This is a genomic window from Aerococcus viridans (genome assembly GCF_002083135.2).
GTDB lineage: Bacteria > Bacillota > Bacilli > Lactobacillales > Aerococcaceae > Aerococcus > Aerococcus viridans_C.
The window spans coordinates 727,169-749,230 of sequence record NZ_NBTM02000001.1 but is presented as its reverse complement, the minus strand read 5'-3'; the positions used below and the strand labels follow the sequence as shown (position 1 = coordinate 749,230).

Sequence of the window (22,062 nt, the reverse complement as noted above, 5' to 3'; positions counted from 1 at the left end):
TTAATAACTTATATAATATGTTAGGCGAAGCATTGATTTAACAGTATTTAAAACCATTTTGTTAGCGAAAGGGTATATTTAATAATTTTAAAGTTTAGTCATATGCAAACTTTTGCAAAGAATTGACGGATTTTGATAAAATCCGCTAGTTTTCAAAGCATTTTGTGATTGTATTTGGTAGATTTTACTTATATACTTGAAACCGGATACAAGTGTCCAAATTTTATTTAGGGAGGTTTAATAGGATGATAGGAATTATTTTAGCGAGTCACGGTAAGTTCGCTGAAGGTATTAAACAATCTGCTGAGATGATTTTCGGAGAACAAGAAAATCTGCAAGCAGTGACCTTTATGCCTGAAGAAGGACCGGATGATTTACGTGCCCATCTTTTAGAAGCAGTCGAATCTTTCGATGACACGTTACAAATTCTATTTTTAGTTGATTTGTGGGGAGGTTCACCATTCAACCAGGCCAATGCTATTCATGAAGAAATGCCAGAACGCACAGCAATTGTAAGTGGGTTAAATCTACCAATGCTCTTAGAAGCTTTGGGTCAACGATTTGGTTCTGACCAAGTGGCGGATGTTGCCAAACACATTTTGACAAGAGAAGTGTCAGGTATTCGTGTAAAACCTGAAGCACTTGGGGAAGGCATTGACGCCCCAGCAGCTGCAGCTAGCGAAGGTAGTCAAGAAGAGGAACAAGTTGGTACCTTAAAACCTGGTACTGTATTAGGTGATGGGAAGATTAAGTATGTCCTAGCACGCGTGGATACCCGTTTATTACACGGTCAAGTAGCCACTGGTTGGGTAAAATCAGTTAACCCTAACCGTATTATCGTTGTATCGGACAAGGTTGCCCAAGATGACATGCGTAAATCATTGATTCAACAAGCAGCGCCAACAGGTGTTCGTGCCAACACAATTCCAGTATCTAAATTAGCGGAAATTGATAAAGACCCACGTTTTGGTAAGACAAAGGCATTATTATTATTTGAAACTCCACAAGACGTATTAGCAGCAATCGAAGCTGGTGTAGATATTAAGGAAGTAAACTTAGGTTCAATGGCGCATTCTAAAGGGAAAACAATGATTTCAAGATCATTGTCAGTAGACGAGGAAGATGTAGCTACTTTACAAAAATTAAAAGACCTTGGGGTTAAATTTGACGTACGTAAAGTCCCAGCAGACTCAGACGAAAACTTAGATAAACTGTTGAAAAATCATAACTTGATTTAAAAGGGAGGTCGACAGAAAAATGGATATTTCAATTTTTGCAGCTATAGCTATTTGTGTTATTGCATTATTCGCTGGTTTTGAAAGTGTGTTGGACTCATTCCAATTACACCAACCAATTATTGTTTGTACATTAATTGGTCTTGCAACAGGAAACTTAACTGAAGGACTACTATTAGGTGGTCAATTACAATTAATCGCTTTAGGTTGGATGAACATCGGGGCAGCGCAAGCACCAGATGCTGCCTTAGCAGGTGTAATCGCTGGTATCTTAGTATTAACTAAAGGTGCTTCTGTAAACGAAGGTATCGCCATTGCAGTGCCTTTAGCAATCGCTGGTCAAGTATTAACAATCTTCGTTCGTACAATGACAGTAGGTTTGGCACATTATGCGGATGCTCAAGCAGAAAAAGGCTCTATTCGTGGAGTTGAATCTGCCAATATGATGGCTTTAGGTCTTCAAGGTTTACGTGTAATGATTCCAGCAATCGCTACATTAGCTTTACCAGCTTCAGCTGTACAAGGCGCTTTAGCAGCCATTCCAGACTGGATCACAGGTGGTCTAGCTGTTGGTGGTGGTATGATCGTTGCTGTAGGTTACGCAATGGTTATCAATATGATGGCAACCAAAACAACATGGCCATTCTTCTTTATCGGTTTTGCTTTAGCAGCCGTTACAGAATTGAACTTAGTGGCAATGGGTATTATCGGTTTGGCCTTAGCACTTATCTACATTGAATTGTCTCCACAATTTAATGGCGGTGGCGGTTCAGGATCTGGTGGTTCAGGTTCAGTTGATGCCCAGTTAGACGCCATTTTAGAAGACTATTAAGGAGGGGTAGACATGACTGAAGAAGTAACAAACCGCGTAACATTATCAAAACGAGACCGGATGGTCGCAAACTGGCGATTAACTTTCGTTCAAGCTTCATGGAACTACGAGCGTATGCATAACGTTGGTTGGGCTTATGTACTAGCCCCAGCAATCAAAAAATTATATACAAGTAAAGAAGACCGTACGGCAGCTTTACAACGTCACTTGGAATTCATCAACTCTCACCCATACGTTGAGGCACCAATTTTAGGGGTAACCTTAGCCATGGAAGAAGAGAAAGCAAATGGTACAGTCATTGAAGACCAAGCTATCCAAGGGGTTAAAGTTGGGATGATGGGTCCTCTTGCTGGTGTGGGTGACCCAATCTTCTGGGGTACTTTACGTCCAGTAATCGGTGCCTTCGCTGCATCGCTTGCTTTAAGCCAATCAATCATTGGACCAATCTTATTCTTCGTACTTTGGAACTTAATCCGTGTAGCCTTCACTTGGTACACACAAGAATTAGGTTACCGTGCAGGTTCTGAAATCACAAAAGACTTGTCTGGTGGTATCATTCAAAAAATCACTGTTGGGGCATCTATTCTAGGGATGTTCGTTATGGGGGTATTGGTACCTCGTTGGACAACAATGAATTTCCCAAGAGTAATTTCTGAGGTAACAAACCAAAAAGATGCTATTGTAAACTTTGATGGTTTAGTTGAAGCAGCTAACAACAGCAATGTAACAGCTGACAGCTTCCGTGATGTGATTAACCAAATTTCATCAGGTCAATTAGTAAATACAACAACAGCAACAACATTAGGTGATGTATTCAACCAATTATTACCTGGTATGATGCCATTACTATTAACATTAGCATGTATGTACCTATTAAAACGTAAAGTGAGCGCAACTACCTTGATTTTCTCTATCTTTGTGATCGGTATCGTGCTTTATGTATTAGGTATCATGGGTTAAGATGACAGCTCAATTAAATACAGAAGTAACGTTCGTCTCCAAAGCGAATGCGATGATCAACCCTATCGACCCTAAGTCAGGCTTACTGATGGTGGGCGATGAGGGTGTTGAATTTCGCGAGGAGAACGGACCAGGCTTCATTCAAATTCCATGGGTTAACATTACACGCATCCGCGTGCAAATGTTCTTCAAAGGACGTTACGTCCGCGGCTTCTATTTTGAAACCGATGAAGGCCAACTCCTGGAATTTGTTGTCGATGAAGCTAAAGATAGTCTTCGGGCAATGCGCAAGTACCTGCCCCGAGAAAAATTCGTCGCACAACAAAGTAACCTAGCTAACTTATTCAAAAACCCCTTTAAACGAGGGAAGAAAGACAAGGAGTAGTGACGATGCAAGAACCCATATTCTTAAAAGCCTACCTAGAAGAAAAAATCTGGGGTGGACAAAAATTACGCAGTCAATTCAATCTAGACATCCCTTCAGACCAGACGGGAGAAGCGTGGGTCATCTCAGGACATGAACATGGGCAATCTATCGTGACGTCACCTGAATCCCTTGCCGGCTTAAGTCTATCTGACTTGTACCAAAAACACCCAGAAATCTTCTTGGGAGAAGCGGCTGACCGTTTTCCATTATTAATCAAAATTATTGATGCCAAGGAAGACTTGTCCGTCCAAGTGCACCCTGATGATGAATATGGACTAGCCCATGAAAATGACCTTGGGAAGACGGAGTGTTGGTATATTATGGACGCTGATCCAGGTGCCTATCTGATTTACGGCCACAATGCCCAAAATAAACAACAGTTCTTAGAAATGGTCGAAGAGAACGAGTGGGATCAACTGTTACGTAAAGTGCCCGTTCATGCCGGTGATTTCTTCGCCGTGCCAGCAGGGACTATCCATGCTATCGGTGGTGGCGTATTAATCCTCGAAACCCAACAAAGTTCTAACACCACCTACCGGGTTTATGACTACGGACGTAAGGACGCAAACGGTAATGAACGCGACCTACACATCCAACAGTCAGCGGATGTCACCACTTTCCCGCACCAGGATACCCTAGCGGATGGGCACATCACTGAATTACCAGGCGGGTCTATCCAGGAATTTTGGACCAATGAATACTTCTCCGTGGCAAAATGGACTGTCGAAGATAACTTGCACATCAAATTATCCGACAAGTACCAATTGTGTACAGTTCTTGACGGCCAAGGACAAATCACTGTTGGCGACAAGACTTGGGACGTGAAAGCAGCAGATGCTTTTATCCTACCAAGTGGCCTAGGAGAAATTACATTGACAGGCCAATTCAGTTTGATGGTAGCAGAAGAAGCATAAATGGCTAGCGGTTGTTCAACCTGTTGAACGAATAAGAACCATAAAAATAGACCAAGGAGACATCAAAGCAGATGCAACCCTTGGTCTATTATTTTTTTAGGATGTTCTATGTAAATCGCGCGGTATTCTTTATACTTTTCTGGATAACTCATCATCTGGACTTAGTCGAGATATCCTGTTTCTTCACTATTTAGGAAGCTATACCCTAGCCCCATGATAACACCGCCACCTACTAGATTGCCCATAAAGGCGAAGATCCAATTAATCAACACGGCCATCATATCCATGTCATTACCTGAGAAGAAAGCGATACTCATTAGCGAGAAATTCGCGATTACATGTTCAAATCCGCCATAAACAAAAAGGAAAATAACAGCTACGATAAATAGCAAGCGGGCGGAATCATCCTTCATTTTCATCTGCCCCATAATGGTGATATTGACGAAGATATTTGCGAGAATCCCGTCTATGAATAAGGTCCAAATGTCTTTATCCAATTTCGCATTAATCATGGTCATGATCGCAGAATCAGCATTAAAATAATGTGCGATACTAGAATGCCCAATGAGTATACCAACAATAGCAGCCCCTAGTAGGTTCATGCATGTGCAAATAAAGATAATGGTTAATGCTTTTGACCAAGATAATTTCCGGCGATGCGCACCTGCGAAAAGGTACATCATATTTGAAGTAGCCAACTCACCGTTCAAATAAATAATCATGGCTAAACCTAGCGGAAATATCAAAGCGTAGCTTATTTTACCTAAAGACGTGTAGTCTACAGCAATGGCATCCCAAACCAAGACACCAATAGCGGTTGGCAGGGTTAAGAATATACCCGCGTAAATAGCCCGCAACAAATATCGGACTTTTGATTGGTCAAAAAGGGCATCCTTCTTGGCAACTGCACCGTCGATTTTACTCATGAAATTCGAAATATTCATATCGCTCATAGCTTGTCTCCTTACAATATTTTTTTAATATTATAGTCAAATTTCTCATAATGGTAGCCTAGCACAAACGTGAAGCGATTGTTTAAAAAACAAGACATTAAATAGTTATAAGTTATACAAAGAGAAGTGTTTTGATAATTTTTTCACAATATCGACAAATCATGTACGGGATTGTATTAATTGGATTCGTAATATTGTGGGCGCAAATGGCATAAAAAAATCGTGCAAAATACCGGGAGAATAGATACTATTGAAGGTGAAAAGCAAATATTTTGGAGGCGAAATATATGAAAGACAAATCAATTTGGATCGACCACTACAAGATGGTAGGACATGAAGAAGGCGGCTTCTTCTATCAAGTATTGAAATCAGACCAAACCACCCAGCTAAAAGGCCAAAAACCACGTGCCCTATATACCAGTATCTACTTTCTCCTAACAAGCAACAATCCATCAAGATTCCACCGTTTAACAGCCGATGAAATGTGGTACTACCACTACGGTAGCCCACTAACTGTCCACATGATTACAGCAGAGGGTGACTATCAACAAGTCGCTTTAGGCACAGACGTCGAACAAGGGCAAGTTCTTCAAGCAGTCGTACCAAAGGGGACTATTTTTGGCTCAACAGTTGAAGACGCAGATAGCTATTCACTAGTCTCATGCATGGTTAGTCCAGGATTTGAATACGATGACTTTGAACTATTCAAACGAGCAGATTTACTGAATCAATATCCAGATTATGCAGATATTATTCACCGACTAACCCTAGCAGATTAGGCATACCGACTACCTTAAACTATTCCTAAAGAAAACATCATATAAACACCATAATTTGGATTGAGATGTTCACCATATCTTCAAACGTATCGCCTATTATATAAGCATACCCAATAAAGAACCAAACTTTTTTCTTCATAAATCTTTCTCCTCCTAAAACGAAAGATTACAAGTAGACCAGTCGTCCTCCCAACGGCTGTTTTTTTTTATTGTTGTTTGAAAAAAGGTTTAAACTTTTATACTTTTAAAGTCATAGAAACAACACAATTTTTGACGAAATCTTCACAATATCTTCAAAGCTATCGCCTATTATATAAGCATACCCAATAAAGAACCAAACTTTTCTTCATAAATCTTTCTCCTCCCAAAACGAAAGATGACAAAAAACCAGTCGTCCTCCCAACGGCTGGTTTTTTAATGCCCATATTTGAAAATAGACATAGAAATATTTTTGGCAATACAAACTATTTTATAGACCATAGTTGAATAAGCTTAGCAAAGACTACATTTTATATTCAATAATCTTGAAAATCCTTATTTATGGATTATTATTTAATGAGAAATTCCAAGTCATGAGATCTGTAATATCAAAGCTAAGGCTGACGCTTTCCTAGCATGCCTTAGCAGTAAAAAGGAGGGATGGCCCACAACAATCTGTTTGGCGTGTACGCCTTACAGATTGTGTCGCCAGACAAGTCTTCAAACCGAGACTGAAGACGGTCCTACTGCTTTTAAGGCAATGATAGGAAAAAGCAGAAGCCGAAGGCTTAGAAAATTTACTACACCTCTTTAAAACTTACTAATTTACTACATAATGTATAAATACTACTTCTATCCCTTTCTCGTGATAAAGTTGAAATGTCTACCAGGTGTTTTGTCTAAGCGGTATGAAAAACCATCAACCATTGCTAAAGTATCTTGATCAGACAAACGAATATTGTCTGCCAATATACCAACACGTTTTAATTGCTCTGCAACCGTTGCTTGATTATCCACTAAATACTTCCCGTGACCATCATCCCATTGAATAAAATCATCCGCATAACCAAGCGCCTTGAATTGGTCAGCAACATCTTTGTCCACTTCAAAAGATTTCTGTGCAATCGAAGGACCGAGAATAACTTTGATGTTACCCATGTAAATATCTGGGTTTTCATTTTTGATTTGTGCAAAAGTGGCTGACACGATATCTTGAACAGTCCCTTTCCAGCCTGAATGGATGGCACCGATTAAACCAATATCTTCGTCATAAAAAATCACAGGTACACAATCTGCCGTAAAGACGCCAACAACCACATCGCTTTCGTAAGTGTACAAGGCGTCCACATCATCCACCGCATCTTCAGTCGACAGACTACCGCGTCCCCGGTCCCAAGCTTTGACACGATAAGCTTTTTTGGAATGGGTTTGATTAGCGAAAACGAACTGGTCGGCGTCAACCTGTAATGCATCCGCTAAAGTTTGTCGATTTGCCACAACTTGCGTCGGATTTTCTCCAGTATGTAAGGCCAAATTGCCGTTAAGGGCTTGGTTGGGATCTTTTAAGGTCGTTCCGGCAGTAATATTTTCTGGTGTGTCATAGAATTGGCTCTTCATAAAAGTCATCCTTTCTTGGTTGTTTTATTTCTATTATAGCAAATAAGCGGTCTGACTAATAAAGTCCTGCAAAAACTGTTAGAATAGAAGGAAACAAGAAAATGACCGATAAGGAGATAATTCTATGACAACCAGCTTGAACACAGGGGACCAAATGCATGGTTTCACCCTTGTAGACAGTCAATTTATTCAAGATGCTAATGCCCAAGTCCACACCTTTGCCCATGATAAATCTGGCGGCCAAGTGATTTGGGTTGAAAATGACGACCAAAACCGTTCATTTGGGATTGGTTTTAAAACACCACCAAAAGATTCAACTGGTGTTGCCCATATCGTGGAACATTCAGTCCTTTCTGGGTCACGTAAATACCCAGCAAAAGATCCATTTATGACCATGTTGAAAACGTCAATGAACACCTTCCTAAATGCCATGACTTTTTCAGACATGACCATTTACCCAGTGTCATCTATGAATGAAGAAGACTTCCATAACCTAACGGATGTCTATTTAGACGCCGTTTTCTTCCCTAAAATGACCAGTGAAGAAAATATTTTCCGCCAAGAAGGATGGCATAAAGAGTTATTCGACAAGGATGAGCCAATAGTCTATAACGGAGTCGTTTACAATGAAATGCGTGGAGCTTATTCAGATGCCGAGCGCATTATTATGCAAGATGTTACGGCAAATATGCACCCAGGCTCGACCTATGCCCACGAATCAGGTGGCTATCCTTACGACATTCCTGACTTGACCTTTGAAAACTTTAAACAATTCCACGCCGACCACTATCGTCCAGACAATGCTTTAGCCTATGTCTACGGAGATATTGATATCGACCGTACTTTGAGTCAAATCAACGGCGATTTCTTCAGCGAATTCTTGAAAAAAGACCAGCAAGTTCTATTTGACTTGCCAGAAACAAAGAATGGCCACAGCGAGTACCAGGCCTTTTATGACGCTGATGAGCGCAAGACAGCCGAACATGATTCTTATCTTACCTACATGACCCATGTAGGCGCATCTACAGACTTGACCAATAATTACGTGGCCAATATTTTAAGCGACGCTTTAATTGAATCTGAAGCTGCACCAATTCGCCAAGCCCTTATCGAAGCAGGGCTAGCGGAAGAAGTTGAAGCCATTGGGTCAGACGGTTACTACCTAGATTTCGGTCTAGTCCTGAAACAGTTCAATCCAGCCAACAAGGACAAGGCCCTTGCTGTAATCAATGAAACCCTAACTGACCTAGTAGCCAACGGGATTAACCGCGACCTACTCGAAGGGGTCATCAATACGCGCGAATTCGCAGCCCGTCAAGCCGGCGGTGCCATGAAGGGGATTACCTATGAGATCCAAATGACTATGGCATGGCGGTATGGCATGTCTCCGACCGAAGTCCTTCATTTTTCGAAATATTTCGACGATTTAAGAGCGAAATTAGCCACTGACTTCTATGAAAAATGGCTTCAAGACAACTTGCTAGCGGCAGATGCCAGCTTAGTCGGTATTTACCAACCGAAAGTTGGCTTATTCAAAGAACAGGACGACCAACTAGAAGCCAAGTTAGCTGCTGAAAAAGCCGCAATGACTGACCAAGACATTCAAGCATTAATTCAGGAAAACCAAGCACTGCGGGTCTACCAAGACACACCGGATACCGAAGAAGCTCGTCAAGCCCTACCGCAATTAGATATTTCTGACGTACCGCGGACAACCCAAGCGATAGCTGAAGAAACATTAACCGGCCAACAAGGGGTGCCCGTCCTTTTCCATGAACAAGACGCATCAGGCATTCGGTATGTACAAATGGCTTACAAATTAGACCATATTACAGCGGAAGACTTGCCATACGTGAATTATCTAACGATTTTATTAGGGTTATTGGACACGGAAAATTATGATTATCGTCAAATGGACATTGAAATGATGAAGGCGACTGCTGGAATTTCTATGCGACCTAAAGTCTTTATTCGTGAAGGTTCCAAAGATGATTATGTGCCAGTTTTAGTGTCATCATTTGCAGCAATTGGCGACCATTCTGCTCGTGGTTTTGAACTATTGCAAGATACGATGAAATTCACTGACTTTTCTGATAAGGCCCGCATTTTAAATGTCTTGCAACGGGTGAAATTCAATATGAGTCAGTCATACGAAGGGGCTGGCCACCGCGTAGCCATTTCTAGACTGCGGTCATTCTACTCACAAGCAGCCAAGTATGAAGACGTCATTTCAGGCCTATCATTCTATGACCACATGACCGACTTAATCGAAAACTTCTCGACCAAGGCAGATGACTTTATTGCTAAATTGATTGAAGTGAATGACAAAATTTGGGATCCTCGCATGTTGACAGTTAGTTTAACAGCAGATTCAGCGGATAAAGCCACATTACTTGAACAAGTTGATCAGTTTATCGATCAAGCTGACCAGACGGATAGCGTTGAACCCGTATCTGTTGAGTTTGATTTAGCGGGCAACAACTACCACGAAGCTATTCAAACAAATGGTAACGTCCAATACGTATCCGTAGGTGGTCGCGTGCCAATTGAAGACTACAATGGTCGTTATGTTGTCTTCGCCAATATCTTATCTAAAGACTACTTACACGAAAATATTCGTGCCAAAGGTGGTGCCTATGGTGCGGGCATCAGTCTAACATCATCAGGTGACGTCACAACCTATTCATACCGGGACCCGAACGTAGATAAGACAGTAGATGTATATCATAAGCTACCGGATTTCTTAGCCAATCCAGGACTAAGTCAAGACGACCTTGACCAACTTATTATTGGTTCAATGACCGCCTTCCATTATCCACTAACACCAGCTAGTGTGAATAACTTGATGGTGACACGTCACTTTAGGGGCATGAATAAAGATATGGTAGATGAACGATTAAGCCAAGCATTAGATACCAAGGTTGCGGATCTAGTTGCCTTTAAAGATCAAATCCAAATCGCACTGGACGCAGATAATTTAGTCGTTTTTGGTAACAAGCAAAAAATCGACGACTCAACGCAAACATTCAACAACAAACGTACGATTTAAGCAAAAAAATTAAAAGAGAGAAAAAAGATTTCACTTCGAAATCTTTTTTCTCTCTTTATTTAGTTAATTGAGATTTGTATTGTCCCAGTCTCAACTCAATATTTAAAAGATAATATTCCACGGCATACAATAAGAATAACAAATAAATAGTTTATTTGGAAAATGTTATTCATTTTGCTTATTGAAGTCCTAGTGCTTCACCAAATGTGAGCGCAACAAAGGCCAAGAGTAATAAGACGCCACCGACCACCTTTAATCGGGCTTGTTGGGCGGCAGTCATACCTTCAGGGGTTTGCCCCTTCCAGACAATATATATGTTAACTAAAATACATAAGATGGCAAAGATGGTTCCAACTAAATAACGGCTCATATAGGCTCCTTTAATTATAATTGTGACAATTTCACTTCGACGGAAGTTGTCAAAGTTTGATTGTTGATACGACTAGTCCCAGAAATGGTCCACTCGATTGATTTAATTTCATTCGTATAACGGTCAGTCACCAATTGAATTTGGTGGACAGCGTCGTTGTTGTAAGACTCCCTCACAATACCATTCAATAAATTGGTTAATGGCTCATTTTCCCCAGAGAAAGAAACGGTTTGGTCACTTAAAGAACCGGTCCATTCACCAATCGTATCAAGCGTCGTTAATATACTATGGATTTGACTAAGAGATAGGACATTTAAACGGTCCAAGTGAGAGTCATTGGTTAAACTTTGTTGCCATTCGCTGCCATTTTCCTTGTAGGTAGATTGGGCGTCATGTGTTTCAACTTGTAAGATGGCATCATCACTGTCAGAAGTAAGATCTTTTTGAATAAGTGTTCCAGAAAAGTTATCAGCATTATCATAAGAAAGGGTCGACATAACCGTTTCAGTGTTTGCGGGTTCAGATGTTACCTGTTTGATTGTTGTGGACTGCTTGTAAGCAGTTATTTCAGACAAAGTTTCGTTAATAGCATTACCTAGTTTAGTAGAGGATTCGCGCGCTTCAACGTGGTTACCAACTAGTAACATGATGCATGCTAATAAAACCCATTTTAATAGTTTTCGCATTTCAGGCACCCTTTATATTTATATTTTTAATATTTCGAAGATTGGGAATGTTTATGGCGATATACGCCAAAGGTGGTTTCACCTAGTGTCTCCATTCTATAGGACTTTTGTGAAGATTTAAAGACCATTTGCTTAAAATATCACATTAATTTTCATTGATTTCAACCACTTGGAAGGGGTCACAGATTTTGAAAAATTATTTGCAGTATTTTGCTGATTTATGATGTATAAACTAGTAAGGGCTTTAAAAAAATGCTAATACGATAGCTTGGCGAAGCTAAAATTATCTCATTGAAGAAAATTTCGGTATAATAACTGTAATGTGATATTGAATCTCATCAATCACAAAGCAAGAAACTGAAATTGAGGCGTGAAATAATAGAGATAGACATTAAGATTAGGCGAAAGCGGAGGTTAATGATATGGTGATGAATGGCGTATTAATGCAGTATTTTGAATGGGATTTACCGGACGACGGGACTTTATGGAAAAAGTTAGCGGAAGATGCTGAACACTTGGCATCAATTGGGATTTCTCATGTGTGGATGCCGCCAGCAACTAAAGGTCAATCGAGTGACGACGTTGGCTACGGGACTTACGACTTATTTGATATTGGGGAATTTGATCAAAAAGGGACGATTCGTACCAAATACGGGACTCGTGCAGAATACCAAGCGGCAATTGATGCCTTACATGAACAGGATATTTGGGTGCTAGCGGATGCCGTTTTAAACCATAAGGGTGGGGCTGATGAAACGGAAGTATTTCAAGCCTATCCAATGAACCCAACAAATCGACAAGAAAAGCTTGGTGAAGCTCGGGATATTGAAGGTTGGACCAAGTTTACCTTCCCAGGCCGTAACGGGGAATATTCTGATTTTATTTGGGATTTTAACTGCTTCTCTGGGACTGATTTTGATCAAAAAACGGGTGAAAGTGGCATCTTTATGATTAAAGGTGAGAATAAAGGTTGGGCAGATGATGAAGCAGTGGACGGAGAGAATGGTAACTTCGACTATTTAATGTTTGCAGATATCGATTATGGTAATCCTTATGTTCAAGAAGAAGTCTTAAAATGGGCGTATTGGTACTTAGATTCTTTTAATTTAAATGGCTTTAGAATGGATGCCTTAAAACATATCGATTTTGCTTTTGTCGACCAGCTAATATCTGCTTTACGAGAAAGTAAGCCAGATATTTATGTTGTAGGGGAATACTGGCAAAGTAATACCGGTGTACTTTTCGATTATTTAGCGGAAACGGATTATCAAATTGACCTATTTGATGTGGCCTTACATCAACGTTTTAAACAAGCGGCGACTTCTTGGGATCAATTTGATATGGGATCACTGCTTGAAGGATCATTATTAAAAGAACGACCTGATTTAGCTGTGCCTTTTGTCGACAACCACGACTCACAACCAGGGCAATCCCTTGAATCTTGGGTGGACGAATGGTTTAAACCCATTGCTTACGGGGTGATTTTGCTGCACCAATCCGGCCTACCAGCTATTTTTTACGGAGATTATTATGGTATTGAAAGTATCGACTACAAAGGTTTCCAAGATACCTTAGATAAGCTTTTAGCCTTAAGACAGGAAAATGCCTACGGTGATCAACATGATTATTTTGACCATAAAAATTGTATTGGTTATACCCGAACTGGCGATGATGAACATCCAGATGGACTCGCTTTTATCGCAACCAATGGTGAACAGGCGAAGAAGCGTATGTATGTAGGAGAACTTCATGTAGGAGAAGAGTGGGTAGACGCGATGGGTGAAATTGAAGGATCGGTAACCATTGAAGAGGATGGTACTGGTGTATTTAAAGTACATGCTGGTTCAATGTCCGTTTGGGTCAACAAGTCTGATGCAGAGCATATTGACGGTGAAGCAGATGAAGATTTTGAAGATACTAGCTATTTTGAAGAAACCCCTACTGAAGAAATGGCTGAACCGGATGTAGAAGCAGCACAAGTGGAGGATGATGAAGTGGTTGCTGCTGACCAGAGCGAGTAAGTAGCACTGAATCCACATGGTCTAACGTTTAGAAATCTGCTAATCAATGGTACAATAGGTCAGTAAAATTCAAGTATGCGTAGTAAAGGATGGAATTTGTTTATGACAGTAGAAAATACACGAGGATTTGAGAAAATCTCGGCCTATGCTAATGATGAGGCAATTACATTACCAAGACGATCAACAACTCTATCGGCTGGCTATGATATCGCAGCGGCTGAAGATATTATTGTACCGGCAATGTGGAAGACCGGTGTGAAGCATGTGCTAAAAGACCTTGCTCATTTAAATGTAGCAGGTGAAGTAGACGAAAGTGCTATGAAACCAGTGCTAGTGCCAACAGGTTTGAAAGCTTATATGGGCGAGAATGAGTACTTACAATTAGCTTGTCGGTCTTCAAACCCCCTTAAACGTGGGCTTTCATTACCTAATGGGATAGGTATTGTTGATGCAGATTACTACAATAATGAAAGTAATGAAGGTCACTTATTTGTTCAATTAGTAAACTTTGGTTTACGTGACGTTCAGATTAAAAAGGGTGAGCGTATTGCGCAAGGGATTTTCCTTTCTTTCTTAACGACTGCTGATGACCAGCCAAGTGATCAAGTGCGTGCAGGTGGTTTTGGCTCTTCCGGTCAATAATAGTCAGTTGTCATTTTTCAAATAAATAGAAAGGAGTGAAGTCCAATATGGCGAAGAAAACGACAACGAGATATGTGTGTCAGGCTTGTGGTTATGAGAGTGTGCAGTTCTACGGCAAGTGTCCAAATTGTGGGGCCTGGAACCAAATGGAAGAAGAACGCTTATATGGAAAGACTATTGATCATCCTGAAACACGCGCTGGGCAAGCCAATTCAAGCCGGATGAAGCCACAAAAATTAGCGACGGTTAAAGGGGAAGAAACCCCGCGTATCCAGACCCAATTAGGCGAATTAAATCGCGTCTTAGGTGGCGGTGTGGTGCAAGGTTCGCTGGTTTTAATTGGTGGTGACCCAGGAATTGGGAAGTCAACCTTGATGCTACAGGTATCTGCTGAATTACATCAGAGTGCTGGGCCAGTTTTATATGTGTCGGGAGAGGAATCGATGCATCAAATCAAACTACGAGCAGACCGACTAGGATTTGAAGGTGCAGATTTCTATGTTTATGCAGAAACGGACATGGCGGCTATCCAAGATGCTATTTATGACTTACAACCGCGCTTTGTAGTGATTGACTCTATTCAAACTATGACCCACGAGGATGCGACATCAACGGCTGGATCAGTTGGCCAAGTCCGCCAAACAACAGCAGAGTTAATGAAATTAGCCAAGTCACAAAATATCGGTATTTTTATCGTTGGGCATGTGACGAAAGAAGGAAACATTGCTGGACCGCGTATTCTAGAGCATATGGTGGATACTGTACTGTATTTTGAGGGTGAGAAGCATGATACTTTCAGGATTTTACGGGCAGTGAAGAACCGGTTTGGATCGACCAATGAAATTGGGGTCTTTGACATGCAACAAGACGGCTTGCATGAAGTGGCTAACCCGTCTGAACTCTTCTTAGAAGAACGGCTAGCTGGCACTAATGGATCAGCGGTTGTTGCCTCGATGGAAGGAACACGACCAATTTTAACGGAAATTCAAGCGCTACTTACACCTACCTCATTTGGGAATGCCCGTAGAACAGCTTCTGGTTTAGATTATTCACGGGTATCACTAATTATGGCCGTACTAGAGAAACGAGCGGGCTTGATGCTCCAAAACCAAGATGCCTATCTTAAATCAACTGGTGGTGTCCGTTTAGATGAACCAGCGATTGACCTAGCTATCGCAGTAGCTGTGGCTTCTTCATACCGAGAAAAAGAAACGAAACCAACTGATTGTTTTGTTGGTGAAATTGGTTTGACTGGCGAAATTAGACGGGTAACAAGAATTGCGGAACGTGTTCAAGAAGCTGAAAAATTAGGTTTTGAGCGGGTTTTTATCCCTAAAAATGCCTTATCAGGTTTAACTGGCAAACAAAAAATACAAGTAGTTGGTGTAACTACTGTAAGAGAAGTGTTGAATGCGATTTTTCCGAAATAGATAAATACTGGAGAGTTTGGACCGAACAGTAGCCAAGCTCTCTTTTTATCTAGAATATGCGTCATATGTTAATTTCAGGTTAAGATGATAAATACTGGACTGTATTTTAAGTCAGCTTATTGTGTAAATGTATACAAAAAGTTATACTATAAAAAGCGGTAGTATAGTAAAGAAACCGCTTCATAATTTATTTTTTTAGAAAAGGAGGTGAATAAAATGAACGAAAGATTTTGGAAAATATTGTCTCGCGTACTCACTGTGATACTAGGGTCTTCAATAGGTTATTATGTATTACCGTTACTTTGGGACATGATCAATATCAACATTAGCTTTTTCTATTCTCCATTGTTTAACATCGTACTTGGTGCAATTATTCTTTTTCTTATTTACGGGTTAACACAGCCTTTATTGATGCGTTTTATTCGCAATATCGAGCGTGACATGCGTCAGTTATCGATCGAAAAGGTTTTAGTTTCTGCAGTAGGTGTTATTATTGGACTAGTTTTAGCTTGGTTAATCAACATTCCCTTAGTGGCGATTGGTTGGCCATTCATTTCAAATATCTTGCCAATTGTCTTAACCATTGTTTTAGGTGTATTAGGTTTCTATATCTTCTCTAATAAGAGCGTTGAGATTATGGAAATGCTTACCCGTTTTCCGCAGGTGAGACGTAGTGAATCAGCGGATACGGCTATTACTGAGGATGTACAATTAGATAAGGAAACACGTGAAAGTGACTTATCAACTCACTCAGAAGACCTTGATATGTATACGGATGCCTTACTATCACTTAGACAAGCTGCAGATGAGGCTTACCAACCCTATAAGATTTTAGATACATCAGTGATTATCGATGGACGGATCTTAGATGTCTTAAAAGCCGGATTTATCGAAGGCGTGATAGTGGTACCCAACTTTGTATTGAAAGAATTACAATACATTGCAGATTCAGCAGACTCATTGAAGCGAGTTCGTGGCCGACGCGGTTTGGATATTTTAAATCAAATTCAAGCGCTAGATGATGTAGTTGTAGATTTCTACACGGGCGATTTCGATGATGAACCGGAAGTAGACTTAAAATTATTGCGTCTAGCCAAATTAGTTGATGGTGTTGTGGTAACCAATGATTATAACTTGAATAAAGTGAGTCAATTCCACAAGATTAAAGTATTAAACATTAATGAGTTAGCTAATTCAGTGAAATCTGTTGTGATTCCTGGCGAAACGATTTCTGTACATATTGTAAAAGCTGGTACAGAGCGACAACAAGGGGTTGCTTATATGGATGACGGGACGATGATTGTTGTTGAAGAAGGGAAACATCATATTGATGAAACCCTTTCAGTAGAGATTACATCAGCCATTCAAACCAATGCAGGACGCATGGTCTTTGCCAAAATAGCTGACTAGATATATAATTATAATGATGGAAAATTAGGTTGGTATTTTTACCAGCCTATTTTGATTGAAAGCACAAGATAAAAGGAGAAATCAACATGTCAGATAAAGTACGCGTACGCTATGCGCCAAGTCCAACTGGCCATTTACATATCGGGAATGCTCGTACCGCCTTGTTCAACTATTTATTCGCTCGTCACAACGGCGGGGAATTTATTATTCGTATTGAAGATACCGATACAAAACGAAACCTTGAGGACGGAGAAAGATCTCAACTAGAAAACCTACAGTGGTTGGGTATTGAGTGGGATGAAGGTCCAGATAAGCCAGGTGAATTTGGACCTTACCGTCAATCTGAACGTAAGGAAATCTACGACCGTTACCTAACAGAATTACTAGATAAAGGCTTAGCTTACTATGCATTTGATACTTCTGAGGAAATCGAAGCAGAACATGAAGCCCAAGTCGCAAACGGTGAAACACCACGTTATATTGGTAAATGGCGCGATAAATCACAAGAAGAAATCGACGCAGCACGTGCAGAAGGTCGCCCAGAAACAATCCGTTTCCGCGTACCTGAAAACACCACTTATACCTTTGATGACATGGTAAAAGGGGACATCTCTTTTGAGTCAGCAGCCATTTCAGGTGACTTCGTTATCCGTAAACAAGACGGTATGCCAACTTACAACTTCGCCGTTGTTGTTGACGACCACTTGATGGAAATCACTCACGTATTACGTGGTGACGACCATATTGCGAACACACCTAAACAATTAATGATTTATGACGCTTTAGGATTTGAACGTCCAACATTTGGTCATATGACATTAATCGTTAACGCTGAAACAGGTAAAAAATTATCTAAACGTGACGGGTCAATCTTACAATTTATCGAACAATACCGTGACTTAGGTTACCTACCGGATGCAATGTTCAACTTCATTACATTATTAGGTTGGTCTCCAAAAGGCGAAGAAGAAATCTTCTCACACGATGAATTGATTGAGATCTTTGATACAGACCGTTTAAGTAAATCACCAGCAGCCTTTGATAACAAAAAACTAGAATGGATCAATAACCGTTACATGAAAGCTGCAGAAGCTGAAGATGTAGCGAAATTAGCGATTGAACATCTACAAAGAGCTGGCCGTGTATCTGAAACTTCTACAGCAGAAGAACGCGCTTGGACTGAAAAATTGGTTTCATTATACAAAGATGAAATGTCATATGCAGCTGAAATCGTTGATTTATCAGATATGTTCTTCCAAGATGAACTACACATCGCAGATGATGCTAAAGAAGTATTAGCTGGCGAAGGTGTGGCGGATGTTTTAAAAGCCTTCCAAGCGAAATTAGCGGAAATTCCAGCTGATGACTTCAAAGAGGAAAACATTATGGCAGCCATCAAAGCTGTTCAAAAAGAAACTGGCGTAAAAGGTAAAAACTTATATATGCCAATCCGTGTAGCCACTTCAGGTGAACAACACGGTCCTTCAATTGGTTTAACAATTGAAGTATTGGGTAAAGAAAAAGTAGCCCACCACTTAGACCAAGCATTAGCAAGTCTATAATCAAACATTTAATACCCCCTATCTAAGCGTAAAAACTTGGATAGGGTTTTTTTTTATATTTAAACGCTACAAAAAGACGTGTATAACTTAATAGTTTAAAAAAAGCTATAAGTAAATACAAAAATTGCTTACATTTTATCGAAAATCACCATCGTATTTTTGTATAAAATATAAAACGTTTAAAGACCCCTAATTTATCATATTCTATAAAAATTAGAAGATACAATTTGTTATTTCTTTTATGGAACTTGTGAATAAGGATTGATAATAGTTCATCTCCACCCCTATACTATGACTAGATTAAACACAATATATAGGGTTAAAAAATAAACAAAGCACAATTTATTGTGTTTTTTAATAAAAAGCGAGGAGTAATGACCATGACAATCACAGTTTATGCAAAGAGTGGCTGCCCACAATGTGTATTTGCTAAGAAATACCTTGAAGCTAAAGAGATTCCTTTTGAAGAGAAACGGGTAGATCTAGAGGACATGTATCTAGATGAAGTAAAAGAATTAGGTTACTTGTCTTTACCAGTAATTGCAGACTCAACAGGAAACCATTTCAATGGTTATGTACCTGAAAAGATGGAAGCTTTGGTGGAAGCATGGCAAGCATAGTTTATTATTCATTGACGGGTCAAACTAGACGTTTTATCAATAAAGTTCAAGGCTTCGATACTTATGAAATTTCATCAGCAATAGCACCAGTGACAATGACTGAGCCTTTTATTATGGTGATTCCATCATATGAAAGTCATGTGTATGGTGACGTGATTGAAACGGCTGAAGAATTTTTAGAATGGGCGGATAATGCTAAGTTATGCAAGGGCTTTTTTGGTGGGGGTAACCGCAACTTTGCCCAATTATTCTGTGTAACAGTAAAAGAACTATCTGCTGAGTTCGATATTCCTGTCTTACATGGATTTGAGTTCCAAGGATCTGCCTATGACGTGGCTAAGTTAACAGAGGAGTTAGAGAAAATTGACAGATACCAAGAAATTAAAAATTGAAAATACGAAAGACATTACTTACTTTAAGCTTAACAATATGGTAAATATCCCAACTGCTGACAAGAAAATCCAATTAAATAAAGATCGTGAAGCGGTTAGGGCTTATTTCTTAGAATATGTGAACCCAAATACGGTTTTCTTCCATACATTAGAAGAAAAATTACAGTATTTAGTAAACAATGATTATATTGAAGAAGGCTTCTTAAATAAGTATTCTTTCGATTTCATCCAATCCTTGTTTGATCATTTGTATAGCCATAAATTCCGTTTCAAGAGCTTTATGGGTGCTTATAAGTTTTACACGCAATATGCGCTAAAAACCAATGACAACAAACGATTTTTAGAAAGATATGAAGACCGAATTGCTTTTACTGCTTTGTATTTAGCAGATGGCGATGAAGATTTAGCTTGGCATATTGCTGAAGAGCACATTGAACACCGTCTACAAATGGCGACACCTACCTTCTTAAACGCAGGTAAGAAGCGTCGCGGTGAGATGGTTTCTTGTTTCTTAATTGATGTCCAAGATAATATGGAGTCAATTGGCCGTGCAGTAAATTCCTCACTTCAACTGTCTAAACGCGGTGGTGGTGTAGGAGTTAACTTGTCTAACCTTCGTGAAGCCGGTGCCGCAATAAAGGGTATTGAAAATGCGGGTTCAGGCGTCGTGCCAGTCATGAAACTTCTAGAGGACGCCTTTTCTTATGCTAACCAATTGGGGCAACGGAATGGTGCTGGGGTTGTTTATTTAAACGCCTTCCACCCGGATGTGTATGAGTTCTTATCTACTAAGAAAGAAAATGCAGATGAGAAAATTCGTGTGAAGACCCTGTCTTTAGGACTGGTTGTGCCGGATAAGTATTACGAACTATTGAAAACAAATGAACCCATGTACTTGTTTAGTCCATATGACGTGGAAAGAATCTACGGCGAGCCATTTGGTTACGTGGATATCACTGAACACTACGAGGATATGGTCGCCAACAAAGAAATCAAGAAATATAAAATCAATGCCCGGGAACTAGAACAAGAGATTTCTCGTCTGCAACAAGAGTCTGGTTATCCTTACATCATGAATGTGGATACGGCCAACCGTGAAAATCCAGTCAACGGGACCATTACCATGTCTAACTTATGTTCTGAAATCATGCAGGTCCAAAAACCGTCTATTTTAAACGAGGACCTCACTTACGAGGAAGTCGGACTAGATATTTCATGTAACTTGGCTTCAACTAATATCACGGAAATGTTGAAGATGAATGACTTTGAAAAAGCTGTGGATACAGCTGTACGGGCTTTAACTGCTGTTTCTGATATGACATCAATCCAAGCTGTGCCAAGTGTTGAACGTGGTAACTCAGCTTATAACTCGATTGGATTAGGAGCGATGGGATTACATACAGCACTGGCAACTAATCAAATCCACTACGGTTCGCCAGAAGCGTTAGAGCTAACGGATGCTTACTTTATGGCATTACGTTACTATGCTTTGAAAACTTCAAACCAGATTGCTAAGGAACGTGGAGAAAGCTTCTTTGAATTTGACCAATCAGCTTATGCCGATGGTTCTTACATTCGTGAGCGTTACATTGATAACCAAGAACCGTTCGTTTTCCAATCTGAGAAGGTCGCTAAGCTATTCGACCATATCCATATCCCAACACCAAATGATTGGGCGGCATTAAACCAAGCCATTATGGCGGATGGACTATATAATGCTTACCTATTAACAGTTGCACCAACCGGATCGATTTCATATATCAATGAAGCTTCATCCTCTATTCATCCAATTGTGCATTTAATTGAAAACCGTCAAGAAACGAATATTGGTTCAATGTTTTATCCAGCACCATACTTGGATAATGATACTATCCAGTACTACAAATCTGCTTACGAAACGGATATGCGTCAAGTAATCGATACTTATGCAACAGCACAAAAACATATTGACCAAGGGATGTCCTTGACCCTGTTTATGCAATCAACTATTCCACAAGGTTTATATGAATGGAAAAATGGTAATACGGACAAAATGACTACCCGTGACCTTAACCGCTTGCGTAATTATGCTTGGGCACAAGGGATCAAATCGATTTACTATGTGCGGACTTATACAGATGACTCCGATAAAGAAATCGGTGTTGACCAATGTGAATCATGTGTGATTTAAATCGTAAACGAGAG

19 protein-coding genes are annotated in these 22,062 nt (G+C 40.1%); 15 read left to right on the top strand and 4 right to left on the bottom strand.

Features of this window, described 5'->3' with window-relative positions; translation table 11 throughout:
* The first annotated feature begins 245 nt into the window (after nt 1-245).
* Genes A6J77_RS03730 through manA form a run of 5 tightly spaced genes read left to right on the top strand, consistent with a single transcriptional unit; the run spans nt 246 to nt 4,368 of the window.
* The gene (locus A6J77_RS03730; protein WP_083068321.1) at nt 246-1,238 is read left to right on the top strand and encodes a mannose/fructose/sorbose PTS transporter subunit IIA; all 993 of its coding nucleotides are present in this window, start codon (nt 246-248) and stop codon (nt 1,236-1,238) included.
* 19 nt (nt 1,239-1,257) lie between these two features.
* Nucleotides 1,258-2,067, top strand: coding sequence for a mannose/fructose/sorbose family PTS transporter subunit IIC (locus tag A6J77_RS03725; protein WP_083068319.1), 810 nt, complete (start codon nt 1,258-1,260; stop codon nt 2,065-2,067).
* A gap of 12 nt (nt 2,068-2,079) precedes the next feature.
* Nucleotides 2,080-3,027, top strand: coding sequence for a PTS system mannose/fructose/sorbose family transporter subunit IID (locus A6J77_RS03720; RefSeq protein ID WP_083068317.1), 948 nt, complete (start codon nt 2,080-2,082; stop codon nt 3,025-3,027).
* Between the two features lies 1 nt (nt 3,028).
* Entirely contained in the window at nt 3,029-3,412 is a 384-nt protein-coding gene (locus tag A6J77_RS03715; RefSeq protein ID WP_083068316.1) for a DUF956 family protein, read from the top strand.
* Between the two features lie 5 nt (nt 3,413-3,417).
* On the top strand, nt 3,418-4,368 hold the full coding sequence (gene manA / locus A6J77_RS03710; RefSeq protein WP_083068314.1) for a mannose-6-phosphate isomerase, class I: 951 nt from the start codon (nt 3,418-3,420) through the stop codon (nt 4,366-4,368).
* A 161-nt stretch (nt 4,369-4,529) separates the two neighbouring features.
* On the opposite strand, the gene A6J77_RS03705 is transcribed toward manA, so the two are convergent.
* Entirely contained in the window at nt 4,530-5,321 is a 792-nt protein-coding gene (locus tag A6J77_RS03705; RefSeq protein ID WP_083068312.1) for a formate/nitrite transporter family protein, read from the bottom strand.
* Nucleotides 5,322-5,608: 287 nt separating this feature from the next.
* Here A6J77_RS03705 and A6J77_RS03700 point away from each other — a divergent pair, with 287 nt between their 5' ends.
* Entirely contained in the window at nt 5,609-6,100 is a 492-nt protein-coding gene (locus A6J77_RS03700; RefSeq protein WP_083068310.1) for a cupin domain-containing protein, read from the top strand.
* Nucleotides 6,101-6,931: 831 nt separating this feature from the next.
* Here the strand turns inward: A6J77_RS03700 and pgeF are convergent.
* Nucleotides 6,932-7,696: a peptidoglycan editing factor PgeF gene (gene pgeF / locus A6J77_RS03695; RefSeq protein WP_102950013.1), complete on the bottom strand. Its 765-nt coding sequence runs from the start codon at nt 7,694-7,696 to the stop codon at nt 6,932-6,934.
* 124 nt (nt 7,697-7,820) lie between these two features.
* Between pgeF and A6J77_RS03690 the strand changes: the two genes are divergently transcribed.
* Nucleotides 7,821-10,745, top strand: coding sequence for an insulinase family protein (locus A6J77_RS03690; protein ID WP_083068306.1), 2,925 nt, complete (start codon nt 7,821-7,823; stop codon nt 10,743-10,745).
* A gap of 178 nt (nt 10,746-10,923) precedes the next feature.
* Here A6J77_RS03690 and A6J77_RS03685 read toward each other — a convergent pair whose 3' ends face one another.
* Both A6J77_RS03685 and A6J77_RS03680 read right to left on the bottom strand, forming a co-directional pair.
* Nucleotides 10,924-11,115, bottom strand: coding sequence for a hypothetical protein (locus A6J77_RS03685; RefSeq protein WP_083068305.1), 192 nt, complete (start codon nt 11,113-11,115; stop codon nt 10,924-10,926).
* A 14-nt stretch (nt 11,116-11,129) separates the two neighbouring features.
* Complete coding sequence (locus A6J77_RS03680; protein ID WP_083068303.1) at nt 11,130-11,801, bottom strand: hypothetical protein; 672 nt, start codon at nt 11,799-11,801, stop codon at nt 11,130-11,132.
* Nucleotides 11,802-12,226: 425 nt separating this feature from the next.
* On the opposite strand from A6J77_RS03680, the gene A6J77_RS03675 reads away from it, so the two are divergent.
* The 8 genes from A6J77_RS03675 (at nt 12,227) to nrdE (ending at nt 22,048) form a co-directional block, all read left to right on the top strand.
* On the top strand, nt 12,227-13,822 hold the full coding sequence (locus A6J77_RS03675) for an alpha-amylase (protein ID WP_227645183.1): 1,596 nt from the start codon (nt 12,227-12,229) through the stop codon (nt 13,820-13,822).
* A 102-nt stretch (nt 13,823-13,924) separates the two neighbouring features.
* Nucleotides 13,925-14,464 (top strand): hypothetical protein, encoded by a 540-nt coding sequence (locus tag A6J77_RS03670; RefSeq protein WP_083068301.1) that lies wholly within the window; start codon nt 13,925-13,927, stop codon nt 14,462-14,464.
* Nucleotides 14,465-14,511: 47 nt separating this feature from the next.
* Nucleotides 14,512-15,894 (top strand): DNA repair protein RadA, encoded by a 1,383-nt coding sequence (radA, locus tag A6J77_RS03665; protein ID WP_083068300.1) that lies wholly within the window; start codon nt 14,512-14,514, stop codon nt 15,892-15,894.
* Nucleotides 15,895-16,110: 216 nt separating this feature from the next.
* A complete protein-coding gene (locus A6J77_RS03660) occupies nt 16,111-17,304 on the top strand; it encodes a PIN/TRAM domain-containing protein (protein ID WP_083068299.1) in 1,194 nt (397 codons plus the stop codon).
* A gap of 86 nt (nt 17,305-17,390) precedes the next feature.
* Entirely contained in the window at nt 17,391-18,866 is a 1,476-nt protein-coding gene (gltX, locus tag A6J77_RS03655) for a glutamate--tRNA ligase (RefSeq protein ID WP_083068298.1), read from the top strand.
* Nucleotides 18,867-19,246: 380 nt separating this feature from the next.
* Nucleotides 19,247-19,486 (top strand): glutaredoxin domain-containing protein, encoded by a 240-nt coding sequence (locus tag A6J77_RS03650; RefSeq protein WP_016896486.1) that lies wholly within the window; start codon nt 19,247-19,249, stop codon nt 19,484-19,486.
* Nucleotides 19,474-19,878 carry a class Ib ribonucleoside-diphosphate reductase assembly flavoprotein NrdI gene (nrdI, locus tag A6J77_RS03645; protein WP_083068297.1) on the top strand — a complete coding sequence of 135 codons (405 nt, stop codon included), beginning with the start codon at nt 19,474-19,476 and terminating at the stop codon, nt 19,876-19,878. The genes A6J77_RS03650 and nrdI overlap by 13 nt, the downstream gene beginning before the upstream one ends.
* The gene (nrdE, locus tag A6J77_RS03640) at nt 19,850-22,048 is read left to right on the top strand and encodes a class 1b ribonucleoside-diphosphate reductase subunit alpha (protein WP_083068296.1); all 2,199 of its coding nucleotides are present in this window, start codon (nt 19,850-19,852) and stop codon (nt 22,046-22,048) included. Before nrdI ends, nrdE begins: the two co-directional genes overlap by 29 nt.
* Nucleotides 22,049-22,062 lie beyond the last annotated feature (14 nt).